This is a genomic window from Nocardia sp. NBC_00403, from assembly GCF_036046055.1.
Classification (GTDB): domain Bacteria; phylum Actinomycetota; class Actinomycetes; order Mycobacteriales; family Mycobacteriaceae; genus Nocardia.
Map to the genome: position 1 here is coordinate 2,669,823 of NZ_CP107939.1, position 18,732 is coordinate 2,688,554.

Below are 18,732 nucleotides of genomic sequence, written 5' to 3' on the forward strand. Positions count from 1 at the left end.
GGCCTGGCCTGGTCGGCTGACGCGAGGCGAGCACCGAGGATCGACCATTGCTCGACCAGCGGACCGAGGTCCACGATCAGCATGCAGGAATACCCATGCAGCAGCAATCCCGCTCGCCCATCGTGGCGAGCAACGGTTTGCCCGCGGGTGCGTTCGCGCTGTCCGCGGCCCAACGCGGAATCTGGTTCGCCCAGCATTTTGCTGGTGACAACCCGATTTCCATCGCCCAGTACGTCGAATTCGTCGGATCGGTCGACGTCGACATACTGGCAGATTCGGCGCGTCGGGCCGGGCGCGAGTTCGGTACCGGCTATCTGCGCCTGATCGAGGTCGACGACGCCCCGTTCCAGGTCATCGACACCACCTTGGACGACCGCACCACCATCCACGACCTGCGCGCCGAACCCGATCCGGCGGCGGCGGCGCAGGCGTGGATGCGGGCGGAGTACACCGCGCCGCTCGACCTGCTGCGCGATCGGCTGTGCGAGGTCACGATGCTGCGCCTCGCCGACGACCACTGGTACTGGTATTCGCGAATCCATCACATCGTGCTCGACGGCGTCGGTGCGATCACCATGCTGCAGCGCACGATGGATCTCTACAACGCGGCCATCGAGGGGCAGCAGCCACCAGAAGGCAAGGCCGAGGACCTGCGCAAGATCGTCGACGCGGACGTGGCCTATCGCGACTCGGGGCGTTTCGAGGCCGACCGGCAGTACTGGCGTGAACACCTGGCCGGGATGGCGGAGCCGGTGAACCTTGCGGGCCGCTTCGCCGCGGTCGACGCGCACCCGCGGCTGGTCAGCGGCGCACTGTCGTCCGAAACCGCCGAACTGCTCGATGCCGTCGCGAAGGCGAGTTCGTCGAGCATGGCACCGGTGATCGTGGCCGCGTTCGCCGCGTATCTCGCCGCCATGACCGGTGCGCCCGAGGTGGCGCTGAGTCTGCCGGTATCCGCCCGCACGACCGCGTCGCTGCGGCGCTCGGGCGGCATGGTCGCCAATGTCGTGCCGCTGCGCCTCACCCTGGATCCGACCGCGACGGTGGGCGAGCTGATCCGGGCGACGCAGAGCGAGCTCACCGGCGCGCTGCGGCGACCGCGCTATCGGCAGGAAGACATCGTCCGCGATCTCGGCTGGGCGCTGGACGAGGCGGCCTCGTTCGGTCCGACGGTGAACCTGATGATGATGGACTCCCGGATCCGCCTCGGGTCGGTCACCGGTCGCCTGCATGTGCTCACCTCCGGGATGATCGAAGACCTGTTCGTCAACGTGTATCCCGGCGTGGCGGGCGAGCGCACCCACATCGATTTCCAGGCCAACCCGAATCTCTACAGTGACACCGAGCTGGTCGCACACCACGGCCGTTTCGGCGCTTTCCTGTCCCGCTTCCTCGCAGCGGGCGCGGATGCGGCGCTGTCTACGGTGCAGGTCGTTTCCGAGGCCGAGCAGGCCGAGCTGGTTCCCGCGTATGGTCCGAACGGGGTTGCGCCGCAAACGCTTCCGGACATCCTGGCCGCGGGCGCTGCTATCGAACCCGGCGCGGTCGCCATCCGGGCGGGCGAGGTCGCGATGACCTACCGTGAGCTCGACGAACACTCGAATAGGTTGGCCCGCCTGCTGATCGCGGCGGGTGCGGGCCCGGAGCGCACGGTGGCGATCTCGATTCCGCGCTCGCTGGATTCCGTGGTCGGGTTGTGGGCGGTGGCCAAGACCGGTGCGGCGTTCGTGCCGATCGACCCGAACTATCCCGCGGACCGTATCCAGCACATGGTCGGCGACAGCGGGATCGTCGCCGGTCTCACCGTCGCCGCGGCACGGGAATCGCTGCCGGACCGGGTGATCTGGTTGATCATGGACGACGACGCGACCGATCGCATGGCCGCGATGCGGGATTCGTCGCCGATCACCGATGCGGAGCGCACCGCGCCCGTGCTGCTCGACCAGACCGCCTACGTCATCTACACCTCGGGATCGACGGGCCTGCCCAAGGGAGTCATGGTGTCGCATCGTGGGCTGGCGAATCTGGCTACCGGCTCCGGCTCCAGCTTCGGTGTGACGGCTGATTCCGTTGTGGCGCATGCTGTCTCGCCGAGTTTCGATATTTCAGTGGAGGAACTGCTCGTCGCCTTCGCCGTCGGCGCGACGGTCGCGGTGGTGCCGCCGTCGGCATACGCGGGCGAGGATATGGCGCAGGTGCTGCGCACGCACGGCGTTACCCATCTGAATGTGACTCCCGCCGTGGTGGGTTCGCTCGATCCCGCGACCCTGCCCGCGCTGCGCACCGTCATCGTCGGCGGCGACGCCTGCCCGCCGGAGTTGGTGGCGAAGTGGTCGGATCGCAGACTGTTGAACGGGTACGGGCCCACCGAAACCACTGTCACCACGACCCTGAGCGCACCGATGGCGCCGGACGCACCCGTCACGATCGGCAGCCTGATGCGTGGCGTCTCGGCCGTCGTGCTCGATCCCTGGTTGCGGCCGGTGGCCACCGGCACGATCGGGGAGCTGTATTTGGCAGGCGACGGCGTCGCCCGTGGCTACCACCAGCGCAACGGGCTCACCGCGAGCCGATTCGTCGCCAACCCGTACGAGCCGGGCGCTCGCATGTACCGCACCGGAGATCTGGCGCGCTGGCATCGGCGTGCGGGGCGGCTCGAGCTGGACTATGCGGGGCGCAGCGACTTCCAGGTGAAGGTGCGCGGTTTCCGCATCGAACTCGGTGAGGTGGACGCCGCGCTGCAGCGCCACCCCGACATCGACTTCACCCTCACCATCGGCGCGACGACACCGTCCGGAGCCACCGCGCTGGTGTCGTATGTGCTGGCGAAGCCGGGCACGCGGGTGCACCCCGAGGAATTGAAAACATTTGTCGGCGAGACACTTCCGGCCCACATGGTGCCGACTGTCATCATGCTGCTCGACAGCTTGCCGCTCACCCCGGTCGGCAAGGTGGATCGACGGGCGCTGCCCGCTCCGGATTTCACCGCTCGCAGAGCTGTGAAGCGCGCGCCGAGCACACCGAACGAAGAAGTTCTCGCACCGCTGTTCGCCGAGGTGCTCGGGTTGGACGAGGTGGGTGTCGACGAGAACTTCTTCGCGCTCGGCGGCGACAGCATCGTGTCCATTCAGCTGGTGTCACGGGCACGGGCGGCAGGTCTGTCGTTCAGCGCGCGAGATGTGTTCGAGCGCAAGACCGTTGCCGGACTGGCCGCCGTCGCCACCGACGCGGCCGCACATCAGGTGCGCGAACTGCCCGGTGGCGGTGTCGGCCCGGTCGAGCTCACGCCGATCGTGCACGCGATGCTGCAGCACGGCGAGCCGTGGCAGCGGTTCAGTCAGGCCGTACTGGTCGGCCTGCCCCGCGGCGTCGAGCGAGCACAGCTGACCAAGGCCCTGGCGACGCTCATCGATCACCACGATGTGCTACGCAGCACCCTGCGACAATCGGCGGCGGGCTGGGAATGGGTTGTCGGCGCGGCTGGTTCGGTCGATGCCGACAACCTCATCGACGTCGTCGCCGCCGGTTCGGATCCGACCGAGACCTACGAGCGCGAGTTGCAGCGCGCGGCCGATCTGCTCGATCCGGCCGCGGGCGTCGTGGCGCGCGTGGTACTGATCGAGTCACCGGACGTGGATCCGCGGCTGTGGCTGGTGCTGCACCATCTTGTGGTCGACGGGGTGTCGTGGCGAATTCTGTTGCCGGACTTGGTCACTGCCATGATCGGCGGGAAGCTGGAGCCGGTCGGCACGTCGATGCGGCGCTGGGCGCACGGCCAGGTCGAGGTCGCGGTCGGCCGAGCCGGTGAGCTCCCGGTGTGGCAGCGGATTCTGGCCACTCCCGATCAGGAACTCGGTGCCCGCGAGCTGGATCCAGCGCTGGACGTAGTCGCGACCATGGCGGATGTGCGCACGACGGTACCGGCCGAGGTGGCGAGTGTCGTGCTCGAACTGGTGCCGGACCGATTCCACTGCGGCGCCGACGACGCGCTGCTCACCGCGCTCGCCATGGCCGTATGCCGCTGGCGTCCGCGTACGGCTGTGCTGCTCACGCTGGAGGGCCACGGGCGCGAGGAGGCCGTGCTGCCGCACGCCGCCGTCGACCGCACCGTTGGCTGGTTCACCAGTGTCTATCCGGTCGCGATCGACCTGACCGGCATCGACCTCGACGACGCCTTCGCGGGCGGCCCCGCCGCGGGGGCCGCCATAAAGGCCGCAAAGGAACAGTTGCGCGCGATTCCGGACAAGGGCGTCGGCTACGGCATGCTGCGCTATCTGAATCCGGAAACCGCTGCAGCCCTGACAGATACCGGGACCCCACAGATCAGCTTCAACTATCTCGGACGCGCGGCAACCGGAGGCGCGGGCGCAACCTGGCAGCCGGAGCGATTCGCCGCGACCAACGACGACCGCACGCCCTTGGCGGCTGTCGTCGACATCAACGCCATCATGGGCGACACCGAGCTCGAGGCGACCTGGGGCTACGCGTCACGGATTCTCGACGAGGCACAGGTGCGTGAGCTCGCCGAGCTCTGGGCGGACGCCCTGCGCGCCCTGGCCGCGCATGCGCGGACCGCAGGTGCGGGCGGCCACACACCGTCGGATTTCGACCTCGTCGGGGTGACCGCAGGCCAGCTGGACGGCTGGGAGCAGAGCTACCCGAATCTGACCGACGTGTGGCCGCTCTCGCCACTGCAGTACGGCCTACTCTTCCACGCCTGGTACGACTCCGACACCGCCGACGGATACACCGTGCAGACCAGACTCGCCCTCGCCGGTCGCGTCGACGCGGCCCGTTTGCGTTCGGCCGCACAGGCATTGGTCGAACGGCACGAGAATCTGCGGGTCGCCTATGTGGATACCGACGACGGTCCACGCCAGCTCGTGCTCGCGACCGCCGAGATACGGTGGTACGACCTGGATCTGAGCGCGATCACCGACAACGCCGAACGAGAACGCGAACTGGAACGCCTCATCGAGGTCGACGCGAGCACTCGCTTCGACCTCACCCGTCCGCCGTTGCTGCGCTTCACCCTCGTCAGGACCGCCGCCGAGGACTACACGCTGGTGATGACGAATCACCACCTGGTGCTCGACGGGTGGTCGACCCCGCTGCTGGTGCGCGAGCTACTGGCGATCTACATCACCGCCGGCGCGGCAGGGCAGCTCCCCGCGCTGCCGCCCGCCCCCTCCTACCGAGAGTTCCTGTCCTGGCTCGACAGACAGGACAGCGCGGCCTCGATCGCGGCGTGGCAGCAGTCGCTGGCCGGGATCGACGCCCCGACGCGCGCGGTGCCGACACTGGCAGGGATCGAATCCACCGAATCCGGCATGGTTTCGGTGGATCTGCCCGCCGATTCCGTGGCGCGGCTGGAGAAGTCAGCGCGCGAGGCGGGCGCGACGGTCAACACCTCGGTGCAGGTCGCGTGGGCGCTGCTGCTCGCGATGGTGACCGGCCGGAGCGATGTGGTGTTCGGCGGCACGGTCTCCGGCCGGCCGCCGCAGCTGGCGGGCGTCGAGGACATGGTCGGACTGTTCATCAACACGCTGCCGGTGCGGGTGCGCCTCGAGCCGGGCGAGCGGGTCGTCGATCTGCTGGCTCGCGTCCAGTCCGAGCAGGCGCGGCTGCTGGATCACCAGCATGTCGGGCTCGCCGCGATCCATCAGGCCGTGGGGCTTGCCGAACTGTTCGACACGCTCACCGTTTTCGAGTCCTACCCGATCGATCGGGAGGTGCTGTCGCAGTCGCTGGATATCGCGGGCATGCGGGTGCTCGATGTGACGGGGACCGACGCGACGCCGTATCCGTTGAACCTCATGGTCATTCCGCTGCCCGGCGGGCCTGCGGGCGACAGCATGCGGATCACCGTGAAGTTCATGGCCGACCAGCTGGCGGCGCCCGCGGCGCGCCGGTTGCTCGACCGCTTTGTGCTGCTGCTGACACAGATCGCCGAAAAGCCGCAGCAGGCGGTGGCACTGGTGCAGCACTGCGATCGCGACGAACGCGCTGCCTTGCTGCCGGTCCGCGGGGCCGCCCCGATGCCGCTGCGCACGCTGCCCGACATCCTGACCTCCGGTGCGGCCATCGCCCCTGATGCCACTGCTGTCAGTGCCGGCGGCGTGTCCATGACCTACCGCGAACTCGATGCCTGGTCGAACCGATTCGCCAGGGTACTGCTGCGTCGCGGTGTCGGCCCCGAAGTGTTCGTCGTGCTCGCGCTCACCCGCTCGGTGGAGTCGGTGGTCGCGGTGTGGGCGCTGGCCAAGACCGGCGCGGCCTTCGCGCCATTGGACCCGAGCTATCCGCCGGAGCGGATCGAGCACATCCTCACCGACTCCAAAGCGCCGATCGGCGTGACGGTCTGCGCGACCGGCGACACCTTGCCCGGCACCATCGACTGGCTGCTGCTGGACGATCTCAACACCATCCGCAAGGTGATGACGGTTTCCGACGCGCCCATCACCGACGCGGATCGTGGCCGCGCCATCGACATCGAGCAGATCGCCTACCTGATCTACACCTCGGGTTCCACCGGGAAGCCGAAGGCTGTGTTGCTGAGCCATCGCGGCCTGGCGAACCTGGTGACGACCCAGAGCAATTCGCTCGATCTCGACCCGACCGCACGCGTATTGCAGGTCGCTTCACCGAGTTTCGACGCATCGGTGTTCGAGCTGCTGATGGCGCACGCAACCGGCGCGAAGCTGGTGCTGTCACCGCCGGATGTGTACGGCGGCAGTGCGCTCGAGCACTTGATCCGCGACGAAAAGATCACCCATGCGGTCATCACGCCGTCGGTGCTCGCCACCATGGATCCCAGCGACCTCATCGAGCTGCGCATGCTGTCGGTGGCCGGTGAGGCGATCAGTCCGGAGCTGACGGCCCAGTGGGCACCGGGTCGCCGACTGGTGAACCTGTACGGCCCAACGGAATTCAGCATCTGGGCGACAGGACCGAGCGAGCTTCGAATCGGCGAACCGGTCACCATCGGCGGACCGGTTCAGGGCGCGGCGGTGATGGTGCTCGACCCATGGCTGCGTCCCGTCCCGGTCGGCATCACCGGTGAGCTGTACCTGGCGGGGCCGGCCCTGGCGCGCGGCTACTTCAATCGGTTCTCGATGACCGCGGGACGATTCGTCGCCAACCCGTACGGTGCGCCGGGGGAGCGGATGTACCGCACCGGTGACATGGTGCGATGGGTGCCGGATAAGCCTGGTGAGCTGGACTACCAGGGCCGCAGCGACTTCCAGGTGAAGATTCGCGGCCTGCGTATCGAACTCGGCGAGATCGATGCGGTGCTCACCGCCGACGAACGGGTGGAATACGCGGCGACGATCGGCCGCACCGGACCGGCGGGAGAGACCGTGCTGGTGTCCTATGTGGTTCCCGTCGCCGGGGTGGAGCTGGACACCGAGCAGTTGCGCAACCAGATCGCCACCACCCTGCCCGGGTATATGGTCCCCGGCTATCTCATCGCACTCGACGAGGTTCCGCTGACCCCGGTGGGCAAGCTGGACCGCAACGCGCTGCCGGTGCCCGATTTCTCGGTCTCGCGACGGGCCTATCTCGCGCCGCGCACACCCGTCGAGCAGGCCGTCGCGGAGGTGTTCGCCGACGTGCTCGACACCGAGCGGGTCAGCATCGACGAATCGTTCTTCGAGCTCGGCGGCAACTCACTGAGCGCAACCCGGGTCGTCGCCAGGATCAATGCGGCACTCGGCGCGCGGATTGCACTGCGCGACCTCTTCGATGCCCCGACCATCGCCCAGCTTTCCGCGCGGATCGTGCCCGCCGCCGATGGCGATCGGAGCAGGTTCGTGCTCGCGCCGCGGATCCGGCCGGACCGGATTCCGTTGTCGCCCGCGCAACAGCGCATGTGGGTGCTCAATCAGTTGGATCCCGGTTCACCCGCCTACAACATCGCGGTGGCGCTGCGGCTCACCGGCACGCTCGATATCGATGCCTTGCGGGTGGCGGTGGCCGATGTCGTCGACCGGCACGAAAGTCTGCGCACCGTGTATCCCGCCGACGCGGAGGGGCCGCGGCAGGTGGTTTTGCGTGGTGCGGCAGCGCTGCCCGCGCTCACCGTGGTAGACACCGAAGACGGTGTGCCGCTGCATAATCGGTTCGCCGAGCTGACCGGTACCGGATTCGACATCGGCACCGCGCCGCCGCTGCGGGTTGGATTGCTGCGTGTCGCGCCCGAGGTCCTCGTGGTGGTCCTCGTGGTCCAACACATCAGCGCCGATGGTTCGTCGATGGCGCCGCTGGCCGGTGACCTGATGACCGCCTATGCCGCGGGCACGGCGGGACCGCCACCGGCCGTGCAGTATGCCGACTACGCGCTCTGGCACCGAGAGCTGCTCGGTGACGAGCGCGATCCCGAGTCGATGGCCGCGCGCCAGATCGGTTACTGGACCGGCGCGCTGACCGGCGCACCCGACCTGCTCGAACTCCCCGCCGACCGACCGCGGCCCGCCGTGCAGACAATGCACAGCGCCGATGTGGATTTCGAGATCGACGCGGCACTGCATCGGGCCATGGGCGAACTCGCGGCCACGGCCGACGTCAGCCTGTTCATGGTTGTGCACGCCGCGCTCGCGGTGCTGCTCGCCCGCCTCGGCGGCACCGACGACGTAGTGATCGGCACAGCGATCGCCGGTCGCGGCGAGGCGGCCCTCGACGGGCTGGTCGGCATGTTCGTCAACACCCTTGCCCTGCGCACATCGGTCGATCCGAGCACGGGCTTCCGTGAGTTCCTCGCGACGGTGCGCTCGACCGACCTCGACGCGTTCGGCAACGCCGATGTGCCGTTCGAACGGCTCGTCCAGGTGCTGAATCCGACGCGGTCGACGGCGCACCACCCCATCTTCCAGGTATCGCTGTCGCTACAGAACTTCGTCGAGCCGACCCTCGAATTGCCCGGTCTGCGCATCGAGGTCGAGAACCTCGACCGGGACGCCGCGCAGTTCGACCTGACTCTCGATCTGCGAGAACATCTCTCGGGGACCGAACCGGCCGGGCTGAGCGGCGTGCTGTCCTACGCGACGGACCTGTTCGACGCGGCCACCGCGGCGACACTGGTGGCCCGGTGGCAGCGCGTGCTGAACGCGGTGGTCGCCGACAGTGACCAGGCAATCTCCGATATCGATGTGCTCGAGGAATCCGAGCGCGAGACACTGGTTCCCGTGCGCGGGCCCGCCGGCGGCGGGACCATGACGCTCGCGCAGGTCCTGGCTGCGTCGGCGTCGACGCATCCGGAGCGACCTGCGCTCGTCGTCGACGGGCGCACCACTACCTACCGCGCGCTGGACGCCCGCGCCAACAAGCTCGCTCGAGTCCTGATCGGTGCCGGTGCCGGGCCGGAAACCGTGGTCGCGCTCGGTCTCACCCGCGGGGCCGAACTGCTCACCGGCATGTGGGCGGCGGCCAAGGCCGGTGCTGCTTTCCTGCCTGTCGATCCGAACTACCCGGCCGAGCGCATCGAGCACATGCTCACCGATTCCGGCGCGGTGCTCGGACTCACCGTGGCCGCACATCGAGCCCAATTGCCGGACGGCGCACAGTGGCTGGTACTCGACGATGCCGAGTTCACCGCGCGCATCCAGCCGATGGGCGAGGATGCCGTGCGGGCCGACGAGCTGCGTAGCCCGGTTCATCTGGACCAACCCGCATGGATGATCTACACATCAGGGTCGACCGGAACACCGAAAGGTGTCTCGGTGTCGCATCGCGGCATCGCCGATCTGGTTGCGGCGCAACAGGAACAGCTCGCGCTCGACGAGAATTCGCGAGTCCTACAGGTGGCGTCACCGAGTTTCGACGCCTCGGTGTTCGAGGCGATGATGGCGTTCGGCTCGGGCAGTGCGTCGGTGGTCGCGCCGCCGGATGTTTTCGGCGGCATACCGCTTGCCGAGCTGATCGGCGCCGAGCAAGTGACGCATATGGTGATCACCCCGTCGGCGCTGGCAACGATGGACCCCGCGGCGGTGCCGAGCGTGCAGCTGCTCGCGGTGGTCGGTGAGGCAGTCGGCGCGGAACTGGTCGAGCGGTGGGCGCAGGGGCGCACCATGGTGAACCTCTATGGACCCACCGAATCCACCATCTGGACAACGAGTTCCACCGCAATGGCCGTGGGTGCTCCGGTGACCATCGGCCGCCCGATTCGTGGTTCGGCGGTCCTGGTGCTCGACGATCGGCTACGCCCGGTCCCGGTCGGGGTCGCGGGCGAGCTGTACATTGCGGGATCCGCGCTGGCCAGGGGCTACCACGGCAGACCGGAGCTGAACGCAACCCGGTTCGTCGCCGATCCGTTCGGCGCGCCGGGCGAGCGGATATACCGCACCGGTGACCTCGTGCGGTGGACGCGCGACCGGCAGCTGGAGTACATCGGGCGGACCGATTTCCAGGTCAAGGTGCGCGGGCAGCGTATCGAGCTCGGCGAGATCGATGCGGTGCTCGGGCGCGCCGACGGTGTGGAATTCGCGGTGACGCTCGGTGTGCGCGGGCCCGCGGGCTCGACGGCACTGGCAGCCTATGTGGTTGCGGCGGCCGACCACACGCTCGACCTCGCGCAACTGCGCGCCTTCGCTGCGGAAACCTTGCCCGCGTACATGGTTCCTGCCGCGTTCGTCGTCCTCGACGAGATCCCGATCAACGCGGTCGGCAAGCTCGATCGCCGCGCGTTGCCCGATCCGGTGTTCGACGATGTCGAGACCGAATACCGCGCGCCGCAAACACCTTCCGAGGAGCGGCTCGCGGAGATCTTTGCGGAGCTGCTCGGCCGCGAAAAGGTGGGCGTGCACGATTCGTTCTTCGCTCTCGGTGGCGACAGCATTCTCGCGATCCAACTGGTGTCGCGGGCGCGGATGCACGGCCTGGTGCTCACACCGCTGCAAATATTCGAGCACCGCACCGTCGAAGCGCTTGCGGCGCTCGCCGACGCCGCAGGCGAGGTGGTGGTTCTGGAGGAGCTGCCCGGCGGCGGCGTGGGTGCGCTGCCGCTGACGCCGATCGTGCGATACATGATCGAGCGGGGCGGGAACTTCGACCGGTTCGCCCAGACCGCGGTCCTCGAGCTGCCGGTCGGCATCGAGCGCGCGCAACTCGTCGCGACGCTCGCGGCCGTCGTCGACCGGCACGACATGCTGCGCACCAGGCTGTCTCAGGACGCCACGGCCGAATGGCAGGTGCAGGTCGGCGAGCCCGGCTCGATCGAGGTGGACGCGCTCGTGCACCGCATCGAGTTCGACGCCGATGCCGACACCGTGGATGTCCGCGAATACGCCATCGCGGAAGTGGATTCCGCGCTGAACCGACTGGACCCGGCCAACGGTGTCGTCCTGCAGTTGATCTGGCTCGATCCCGTCGGCGACGCGGGTGCCCGGCGCAGGCCCGGTCGGCTGATCGTCGTCGCGCACCACCTCGTCGTGGATGGTGTGTCATGGCGAATCCTGGTGCCGGACTTGATCGCCGCATGGGCCCAGGTCTCCACCGGCGGCACCCCGATCCTCGCCGAAACCGGAACTTCCATGCGTCGTTGGTCGCACGCGCTGACCGAGGAGGCACACCGGGAGGCTCGCACGGCCGAGCTCACCTACTGGCGTGACGTCGTCGACGGGCCCGACCCGCTGATCGGCTCACGCGAGCTCGACCCGGCCATCGATCAGGCGCACACCATGCGGATGGTCGAGTTCGATGTGTCCGCGGAGGCGACCACCGGACTGCTGACGACACTGCCCGCACTCTTCCAGGGGGGCGCCGACGACGCTTTGCTCGCCACGTTGGCCTTGGCGCTCATGCGCTGGCGGGGGCGCGCGGAATTCGAGGGTGACGCCGGAATTTCGCCGACGGACTCCGCCGGTGCGAGCAGCTCTGCGCTCATCCGGCTCGAAGGACACGGTCGTCGAGAGGAGGTGGTTCCCGGCGCCGATCTTTCGCGGACTGTCGGATGGTTCACCAGCATCTACCCGGTGCGATTGGATCTCGCCGAGATCGACCTCGACGCCGCGTTGTCCGGTGGCGCGGCGATGGGTTCGGCGATCCGCGTGGTGAAGCACCAGTTGCGTGCGATACCGGACAAGGGCATCGGTTTCGGACTGCTGCGTTATCTGAACTCCGCTGCGGCGGAGCAACTGCCGAAACGGCTGCCGGGGCGGGTCGGCTTCAACTATCTCGGCCGCTACGCTACGGCGAGTATTCCGGCCGGGTTGGAAGGGCTCGGCTGGCTGCCGACCGACGAGTTCGGCGACCTGCACGCCGCCGAGCATCCGGACGTGCCGTTGATGTCCGAGATCGACATCAACGCTGTCGTTCTCGGCGATCGACTGCACGTGAGCATCGGCTACCCCGAAACCCTGTTGGACCGCGCTGATGTCGAGGAGCTGGCGCGGATATGGACCGAGGCCCTCTGCGCGGCAGCGGAATTCGCGCAGACGCCGGAGGCGCAGCAGGCGGCCGCCGAGGAGGCTGCCCTTGCCGCGCAACCGGTCGCCGAGGCCGGGCCGGGCGGACTCGGACTCGACGTGCTGCTGCCGATCCGGCTCGGCGGGGACGAACCGGCATTGTTCTGCATCCACCCGTCGTCCGGAATGGCATGGACCTATCTCGGGCTGGCGGACGCACTGGCGCCGGGCCGTCCGATCTACGGCCTGCAGGCTCCGGATCTCAGTGGCGCACCGTCGGTTCGGTCCATCGAGGAGTTCGCCGACCACTACGTCGCCGAGATCCGCCGGGTGCAACCCGACGGCCCCTACCACCTGCTCGGCTGGTCTTTCGGTGGGCTCATCGCGCAGGCGATCGCCACGAAGCTGGAGCAGGCCGGCGCATCGGTCGGGGTGCTGGCGTTGCTGGATGCCGACACCGCCGACATCGACGGTGACAGCATCGAGCGGCTCACCGCGGGCGCCTTCGTCAACACCTTCGGCGCGGTCTTCGGTATCCACGATGTTCCCGCCGAGGCGACCGCACAGGAGGCGGCGAATCTCATCCGCGATCGGATGGGTGGCGTCTCGATCATCGGTGCGGACACCCTCGAACGAATGGCAGGCTCCTACAACGCGTCGGCGCGCACCAGGACCGGCTATCAGCGCCCGACCTACCACGGCGACGTGCTGTATTTCCACGCCACTGTGGACACTTCGGACATTTTCGGTCCGGATGGCTGGCGACCGTATGTCACCGGCGAGATCACCACCGTCGATGTCGACGTGACCCATGACGAACTGACCGCACCACACGCGCTGGCAACCATCGCCCGCGTGCTCGACGAGCAGCTGGGAGGCAGGCGATGAGTTCCGACACCGGAGTCCTCGTCGAGGGCATCGAGAAATCCTTCGGCGCTGTGCAGGCATTGCGCGGTATCGATTTCACGGCCGCCGAGGGGGAGGTGCTCGGCATCCTCGGACCCAACGGCGCGGGCAAGACCACTATGGTCAACATCCTGTCGACGCTGATCGTCCCGGACAAAGGCCGAGCCATGGTCGCGGGGCACGACGTCGTCGCCGATCCCGCGGCAGTGCGCAAATCCATCATGCTGACCGGGCAATTCGCCGCACTCGACGACATGCTCAGCGGCTACGAGAACCTCGTGCTGTTCGGCAGGTTGATGGGGCTGCGCAAGGGGGCCGCCAAGGCGCGCGCGGATGAGCTGCTCACCGAATTCGATCTGGTGGGCGCTGCGAGTCGCCGAGTCGGCACCTATTCGGGCGGCATGCGCAGGCGCATCGATATTGCCTGCGGTCTGGTGGTCCGACCTGATGTCGTGTTCCTCGACGAGCCGACCACCGGCCTGGATCCGCGCAGCAGACAAGGAGTATGGGACCTGGTGTCCAGCTTCAAGAAGAACGGCATCACCACCCTGCTGACCACCCAGTATCTGGAGGAAGCCGACGCACTCTGCGATCGGATCATCGTCATCGACCACGGGGTGGTGATCGCGCACGGCACCGCCGACGAGCTGAAATCGCGGACCGGCGGTAGCTACTGCGAGGTGGTGCCGCTGGATCTCAAGGATGTGCCCGCCATCGTGGCGGCGCTCGGATCACTGCTGCCGGAAGAGACTCGCACCGCACTGACACCCGACTCGGACCGCATCGCCATCCCGGCGGTCGACGGCGCCAAGACCCTCGCGGAGGCGCTGCGACGGTTGGACGGCGCCGGGATCGAATTGGTCGACATCGCGCTGCGCAGGCCGTCGCTCGACGATGTATTCCTGCAGCTGACCGGTCATCTCGCCTCGGTAGACGGTGAGGCGGGGTCATGACGGCGGGTACCTGGCTGACCTCAGCCCGCGCGACCCCGGCCACCGTGCAGCAGTGGTGGGTGCTCACCTCGCGGTTGATCGTGCCATCGGTCAAGACCGGCGAAGTGCTGGCGTCGATTCTCGCGCCCGCGGCCTTCACCGCCAGCTTCTACATCCCGTTGAAGACGGTGATGACTTTCTCCGGCAATGGCTTCAGCAGCTACGCGCAGTACATGATGCCGCTGGTGATCCTGCAGGCGGCGGCCTTCACGGCCATCTCGGCCGCATTCCGCGCCGCCTCCGACGCTGTCGCGGGGTTGGACCGCCGGTTCGGCTCGATGCCCATTTGGCCGCTGGTACCCGTCGCGGCGCGCATGTCCGGCAATTTCTTTCGACTACTCCTCGCCTTGGCCGCCGCGGTGGTGTGTGGGCATGTCATCGGCTTCCGTTTCCGTCTGGACACCGTCCACACGCTCGGTTTCCTGGCGTTCTCCTTGCTCATCGGCATCGCGTTCACGCTCGGCGCGGATGTCATCGGGACGGTGTCGAAGAGCCCCGAGACCGTCACGCAGGCGCTGGTGTTGCCGCCGTTGATCTTCGGCATGCTGTCGACGGGGCTGGCTCCGGCGAGCCAATTTCCGCACTGGGTGCAGTGGTTCGTGCGCAACCAGCCGGTCTCGCAGTTCGCCATCGCACTGCGGGCGCTGGCCGGCGACACCAAAGGCAACGCGGGTGAGGTGACCTGGTCGCTGATGGGCCCACCACTGTTGTGGGCGTTGGGAATCCTGGTCGTGTGTATTCCGATCGCCGTGCGGCTGAGCTCCAGGAGGGCGTGATGACACTGTTTGCCACGCCCAGCGTGCGCGGCTCCGAGACATCACCGGTGTCGCTGGTGCGGCACACGATTCTGCAGACACAGCGACTGCTGCTGCGTTCGGTGCGCCATCCGGTTGCCCTGCTCGAGACGCTGATCATCCCGTGTCTGCTGCTGTTCATGCTCGACACCGTGATCGGCGGTCAGATCGAGAAGTTCACCGGTGGCGATGGGCTCTACGGCTCGGTGCCGATGGTCGCGATCGTCGGCGCGCTATCCGGCGCGGTGGCCAGCGGCGTGATGCTCGGGCGCGAACGCGACGCTGGTCTGCTCGCCCGGTTCTGGGTGCTGCCGGTCCACCGCGCCTCCGGCCTGATGGCCAGGATCCTCGCCGAGGGTTGCCGCATCCTCGCCGGAACCGTCATCGTCGTCGTTGTCGGGCATCTGCTCGGGTTCCGCTTCCAGCAGGGTGTGCTCGCGGCGCTGGTGTTCCTGTTGGTGCCGGTGCTCTTCGGCCTCGCCTTCGCCACAATCGTCACCGCCATCGCGGTCTACACCGCGAAAGCGACTCTCGTCGAAGGCATTACGATACTGAGCTCGCTGCTGATGTTCTTCAGCACCGGCTTCGTCCCGCTCGTTGCCTATCCGGAGTGGATTCAGCCGGTGGTGCGCAACCAGCCGCTCTCGGTCGCGGTCGACGCGATGCGGGCGCTTGCGCTCGGTGGCCCGCTCGCCAGGCCGCTGACCATGACGATCATCTGGTCGCTCGGCGCGATCATCGTGTTCGCCGTTCCTGCCGCGGTGGGCTATCGACGCGCCAGCCGGAGATAGATTCGGGCGCACTCGAAGTCATTTGATCCATTCTTCCAGCAGCGTAGCAATCTCGGGCACTTCCATATCGCCTTGCGCAATCGCATTCATGGCTTTTTCCTGGGCCTCCGGGAATGCCTTGACATGCTCGCCGTTGATCCGCAACATAATCGCCGCCGCGAGGAATGCGGTCCTCTTGTTGCCATCAACGAGAGCGTGATTCCGTGCAATCGAATGCAGCAGTGCCGCCGCCTTGTCGATGAGACGTGGATACGCCTCGTGCCCGAACACCGTGGTGCGGGGACGTTCCGCCGAGGCAGCCAACAAGCCTGCGTCGCGTACGGCGGCATGTCCGCCGTTCACTGCGGTAGCAATGGCCAGTAGTTCCTCGAGGGTGAGATATTTCATGCCAGCCGCTCGAGCAGTTCGGCGTGCTCGGTCATAGTTTCGGCGAGTAGTGCGTCGAAGGCTTCGGCGCGGCGTGTCAGGTGAAGGTGGATCGCCTCTTGGGCAATCTCTTGCTTGCTACGGCCTTCCCGCTGAGCCTGCTCGGTGAGTGCCCGGTCATCATCGTCATTGAGTCTGAGTGTCATAGCCATATGGGCATGATACCTCGGTGGTATCACCTGTTCTTGGTATCGGCCGGATGGCTGTAGGTCGCTCCGTGTGACTGGACAAGATCGAGTGTGGCGTGATCCTGCCGTTTGTTGGCTTTCTTGTCACCCGTCGCGTGTCATCGAATCCGGAAATCTTGTTGCCGCGCGACTGGTGCGCCAGGGAACGGTCCGGAGAGCAGGAGATGTGCGATCCGCGCTATCGGTCAGGACGCATTCGGTGGGCCGAGGTGCTGCGGGTGGTCGAGCGGCCGGAGCCGGGCCGGGTCGAGGTGCTCGTCCGGATGCGCGCGGCGGGGTGAACCCGACCGATGTCTGGCACCGGGCCACCGGCGGCCTGGCGGGCAAAGGCGATTCGGCTGGCAAGATTGTGTGTCGGTTCTGAGCTGATCGGGATCGGTGCGGCCCGCCGGCGCTGTGGCCGACGGGCCTTCCGCTGCCGAATTCACCGGTCTCAGAACTTGTAGGAGATCCCGGTCATGCGTTCGGATTCCTCCCAGAGCCGACGCTGTAGGACGCGGTTGTTCGACAGCTTGCTCGACGGCGCCGCCTCCACCGGTCCCTGGGTCTGGAAGAACTTGGTCGGGCCCCAGTAGGTGTTCGGGTCGGCGTCCGCCATGGTCGCTGCGAACAGCGTCGAGTGCGCGGCCTTGGCCGGGGAGTGGCCGATGAGGCGGATGAAGGGCTTGCTGACCCAGTCGATCGGGGTCTCGGTCTTGGCGAACAGGTCGGTGGCCGATACGCCGGGGTGCACAACATAAGAGCGCTTGCTGCTACCGGATTCGGCCAGTCGGCGCTGTAATTCCCTGCCGAACATCAGGTTCGCGAGCTTGGACTGGGCATAGGCCAGATTGCGTTGGTAGCGACGATTTTCGTAGTTCAGGTCATCGATCCACAGCTTCGGGGTCTGCTTGTGGGCGATGCTCGCGAGGCTCACCACCCGATCGCGCATCCGGTCCAGCAGCAGCCCGGTCAGCGCGAAGTGGCCGAGATGGTTGACGCCGAACTGGGTTTCGAACCCGTCCTTGGTGCGGGAGAAAGGCACGTTCATCAGGCCTGCGTTATTGATCAGCACGTCGAATTCGTCGGTACTGTCGGCGAATCGGCGTACCGAGGCCAGGTCCGCGAGATCCAGCACGGCGACACGGACATCGCCGTCGATGCGCTCGGCGATTGTCTTGGCCTTCTCCGCGTTGCGGCAGGCCATGATCACCGTGCCGCCTTTGGCCGCCAGCGCCGTGGTGGTCTCGACGCCGAGCCCACCGTTGGCTCCGGTGACGATAAAGGTGCGCCCGCTCTGGTCGGGTACTTCTTGTGGTTTCCACGCCATGGCCCGACCTTACTCCGGAGTAAGTTTCGTGGGAAGGGCGACACGGGTGTGTAATCCGAGCGTCTCGGACGCCAAGGCCCCGCGCGGCCGACAACGCTCGGATACGCGGGGTGAAGTACGTCAGCGCCCGCTGCCGATCGGCTGCTGGAACGCCGCGGCCAGGCTGGCGTCCACCGTCTCCTCCCAGACCTTCCAGGTCGCCGGATCGAGCATCATCGAGCCGACATCACTGGTGGAGCAGCCCGCCGCGACCGGAGCGGGCTTCGCTACGGTGGTGGGCGTGACAACCACGGTGGGCAGGCAATACGGCGGTCGCGCCGTGGCCGAGCGGAAGGCCGAGCGCCGCCTGCGGTTCCTCGACGCGGCGACCAGGATCTTCGCCGAACGCGGTTACCCCTCGTGCTCGCTTGCGGATGTCTGCGCCGCGGCAGGATTGTCCAAGCGGCAGTTCTACGAGGAGTTCCAGACCAGGGAAGACGTATTGATCGCGGCCTATGACCGCATCCAGGACGAGGCCGCGGCGGCCATCATGGCGGCACTCGAGCAACTCGATCCGAGGTTCGACATCACCGCCGCGATGACCGCGGTGCTCGCCGCGTATCTCCAGTCGGTCGGCTCCGACCCGTACCGGGCCAAGGTTGCGTTCATCGAGGTGGTCGGCGTCAGCGAGCGTATGGAACGCCACCGGCGCGAGCGCCGCCACTCCTGGGGGACGGTGCTGGAATCCCTGGTGGTGCCCGCCGTCACCGCGGGCGGTCTAGTGCGCGGTGGACCCGGGCTCAGCATCAGCGCCCTGATCGGTGCGATCAACGGGCTCGCCCACGAGTGGCTGCTCGCCGACCCGCGCCCACCGGTCGAGGCGCTGGTCGAGGTGCTCGTCCCGGTGGCGGTGGCGTTGATCGAAACGCCATGACCGCCACCGGGA

The 18,732-nt window shown here is 67.4% G+C and carries 10 protein-coding genes; 6 read left to right on the plus strand and 4 right to left on the minus strand.

Annotated features, from left to right (window positions below; translation table 11 throughout):
- Positions 1-95 precede the first annotated feature (95 nt).
- Genes OHQ90_RS11760 through OHQ90_RS11775 form a run of 4 tightly spaced genes read left to right on the plus strand, consistent with a single transcriptional unit; the run spans position 96 to position 15,884 of the window.
- Positions 96-13,289: a non-ribosomal peptide synthetase gene (locus OHQ90_RS11760; protein WP_328409963.1), complete on the plus strand. Its 13,194-nt coding sequence runs from the start codon at positions 96-98 to the stop codon at positions 13,287-13,289.
- Complete coding sequence (locus OHQ90_RS11765) at positions 13,286-14,260, plus strand: ATP-binding cassette domain-containing protein (RefSeq protein ID WP_328409967.1); 975 nt, start codon at positions 13,286-13,288, stop codon at positions 14,258-14,260. Before OHQ90_RS11760 ends, OHQ90_RS11765 begins: the two co-directional genes overlap by 4 nt.
- Positions 14,257-15,075, plus strand: coding sequence for an ABC transporter permease (locus OHQ90_RS11770; RefSeq protein WP_328409969.1), 819 nt, complete (start codon positions 14,257-14,259; stop codon positions 15,073-15,075). Before OHQ90_RS11765 ends, OHQ90_RS11770 begins: the two co-directional genes overlap by 4 nt.
- Positions 15,075-15,884 carry an ABC transporter permease gene (locus OHQ90_RS11775; protein ID WP_328409971.1) on the plus strand — a complete coding sequence of 270 codons (810 nt, stop codon included), beginning with the start codon at positions 15,075-15,077 and terminating at the stop codon, positions 15,882-15,884. The genes OHQ90_RS11770 and OHQ90_RS11775 overlap by 1 nt, the downstream gene beginning before the upstream one ends.
- Positions 15,885-15,902: 18 nt before the next feature.
- Here the strand turns inward: OHQ90_RS11775 and OHQ90_RS11780 are convergent, their stop codons facing one another.
- Together OHQ90_RS11780 and OHQ90_RS11785 are read right to left on the minus strand one after the other, a co-directional pair.
- The gene (locus OHQ90_RS11780; protein WP_328409973.1) at positions 15,903-16,271 is read right to left on the minus strand and encodes a type II toxin-antitoxin system death-on-curing family toxin; all 369 of its coding nucleotides are present in this window, start codon (positions 16,269-16,271) and stop codon (positions 15,903-15,905) included.
- Positions 16,268-16,462: a ribbon-helix-helix protein, CopG family gene (locus tag OHQ90_RS11785; protein WP_328409975.1), complete on the minus strand. Its 195-nt coding sequence runs from the start codon at positions 16,460-16,462 to the stop codon at positions 16,268-16,270. Before OHQ90_RS11785 ends, OHQ90_RS11780 begins: the two co-directional genes overlap by 4 nt.
- A gap of 92 nt (positions 16,463-16,554) precedes the next feature.
- Here OHQ90_RS11785 and OHQ90_RS11790 point away from each other — a divergent pair, with 92 nt between their 5' ends.
- Complete coding sequence (locus OHQ90_RS11790; protein WP_328409977.1) at positions 16,555-16,779, plus strand: hypothetical protein; 225 nt, start codon at positions 16,555-16,557, stop codon at positions 16,777-16,779.
- A 152-nt stretch (positions 16,780-16,931) separates the two neighbouring features.
- Here OHQ90_RS11790 and OHQ90_RS11795 read toward each other — a convergent pair whose 3' ends face one another.
- Both OHQ90_RS11795 and OHQ90_RS11800 read right to left on the minus strand, forming a co-directional pair.
- Positions 16,932-17,807: an oxidoreductase gene (locus OHQ90_RS11795; RefSeq protein WP_328409979.1), complete on the minus strand. Its 876-nt coding sequence runs from the start codon at positions 17,805-17,807 to the stop codon at positions 16,932-16,934.
- A 120-nt stretch (positions 17,808-17,927) separates the two neighbouring features.
- Entirely contained in the window at positions 17,928-18,098 is a 171-nt protein-coding gene (locus OHQ90_RS11800) for a hypothetical protein (protein WP_328409980.1), read from the minus strand.
- Between OHQ90_RS11800 and OHQ90_RS11805 the strand changes: the two genes are divergently transcribed.
- Positions 18,088-18,720, plus strand: a complete 633-nt coding sequence (locus OHQ90_RS11805; RefSeq protein ID WP_328409981.1) for a TetR/AcrR family transcriptional regulator — start codon at positions 18,088-18,090, stop codon at positions 18,718-18,720. The genes OHQ90_RS11800 and OHQ90_RS11805 overlap by 11 nt on opposite strands.
- Positions 18,721-18,732 lie beyond the last annotated feature (12 nt).

What these genes read in the sequence shown, in the direction of transcription:
- OHQ90_RS11780 (WP_328409973.1), bottom strand. Translation starts at nt 16,271, where the DNA reads ATGAAATATCTCACCCTCGAGGAACTACTGGCCATTGCTACCGCAGTG.
- OHQ90_RS11770 (WP_328409969.1), top strand. Translation starts at nt 14,257, where the DNA reads ATGACGGCGGGTACCTGGCTGACCTCAGCCCGCGCGACCCCGGCCACC.
- OHQ90_RS11775 (WP_328409971.1), top strand. Translation starts at nt 15,075, where the DNA reads ATGACACTGTTTGCCACGCCCAGCGTGCGCGGCTCCGAGACATCACCG.
- OHQ90_RS11795 (WP_328409979.1), bottom strand. Translation starts at nt 17,807, where the DNA reads ATGGCGTGGAAACCACAAGAAGTACCCGACCAGAGCGGGCGCACCTTT.
- OHQ90_RS11760 (WP_328409963.1), top strand. Translation starts at nt 96, where the DNA reads ATGCAGCAGCAATCCCGCTCGCCCATCGTGGCGAGCAACGGTTTGCCC.
- OHQ90_RS11765 (WP_328409967.1), top strand. Translation starts at nt 13,286, where the DNA reads ATGAGTTCCGACACCGGAGTCCTCGTCGAGGGCATCGAGAAATCCTTC.
- OHQ90_RS11785 (WP_328409975.1), bottom strand. Translation starts at nt 16,462, where the DNA reads ATGGCTATGACACTCAGACTCAATGACGATGATGACCGGGCACTCACC.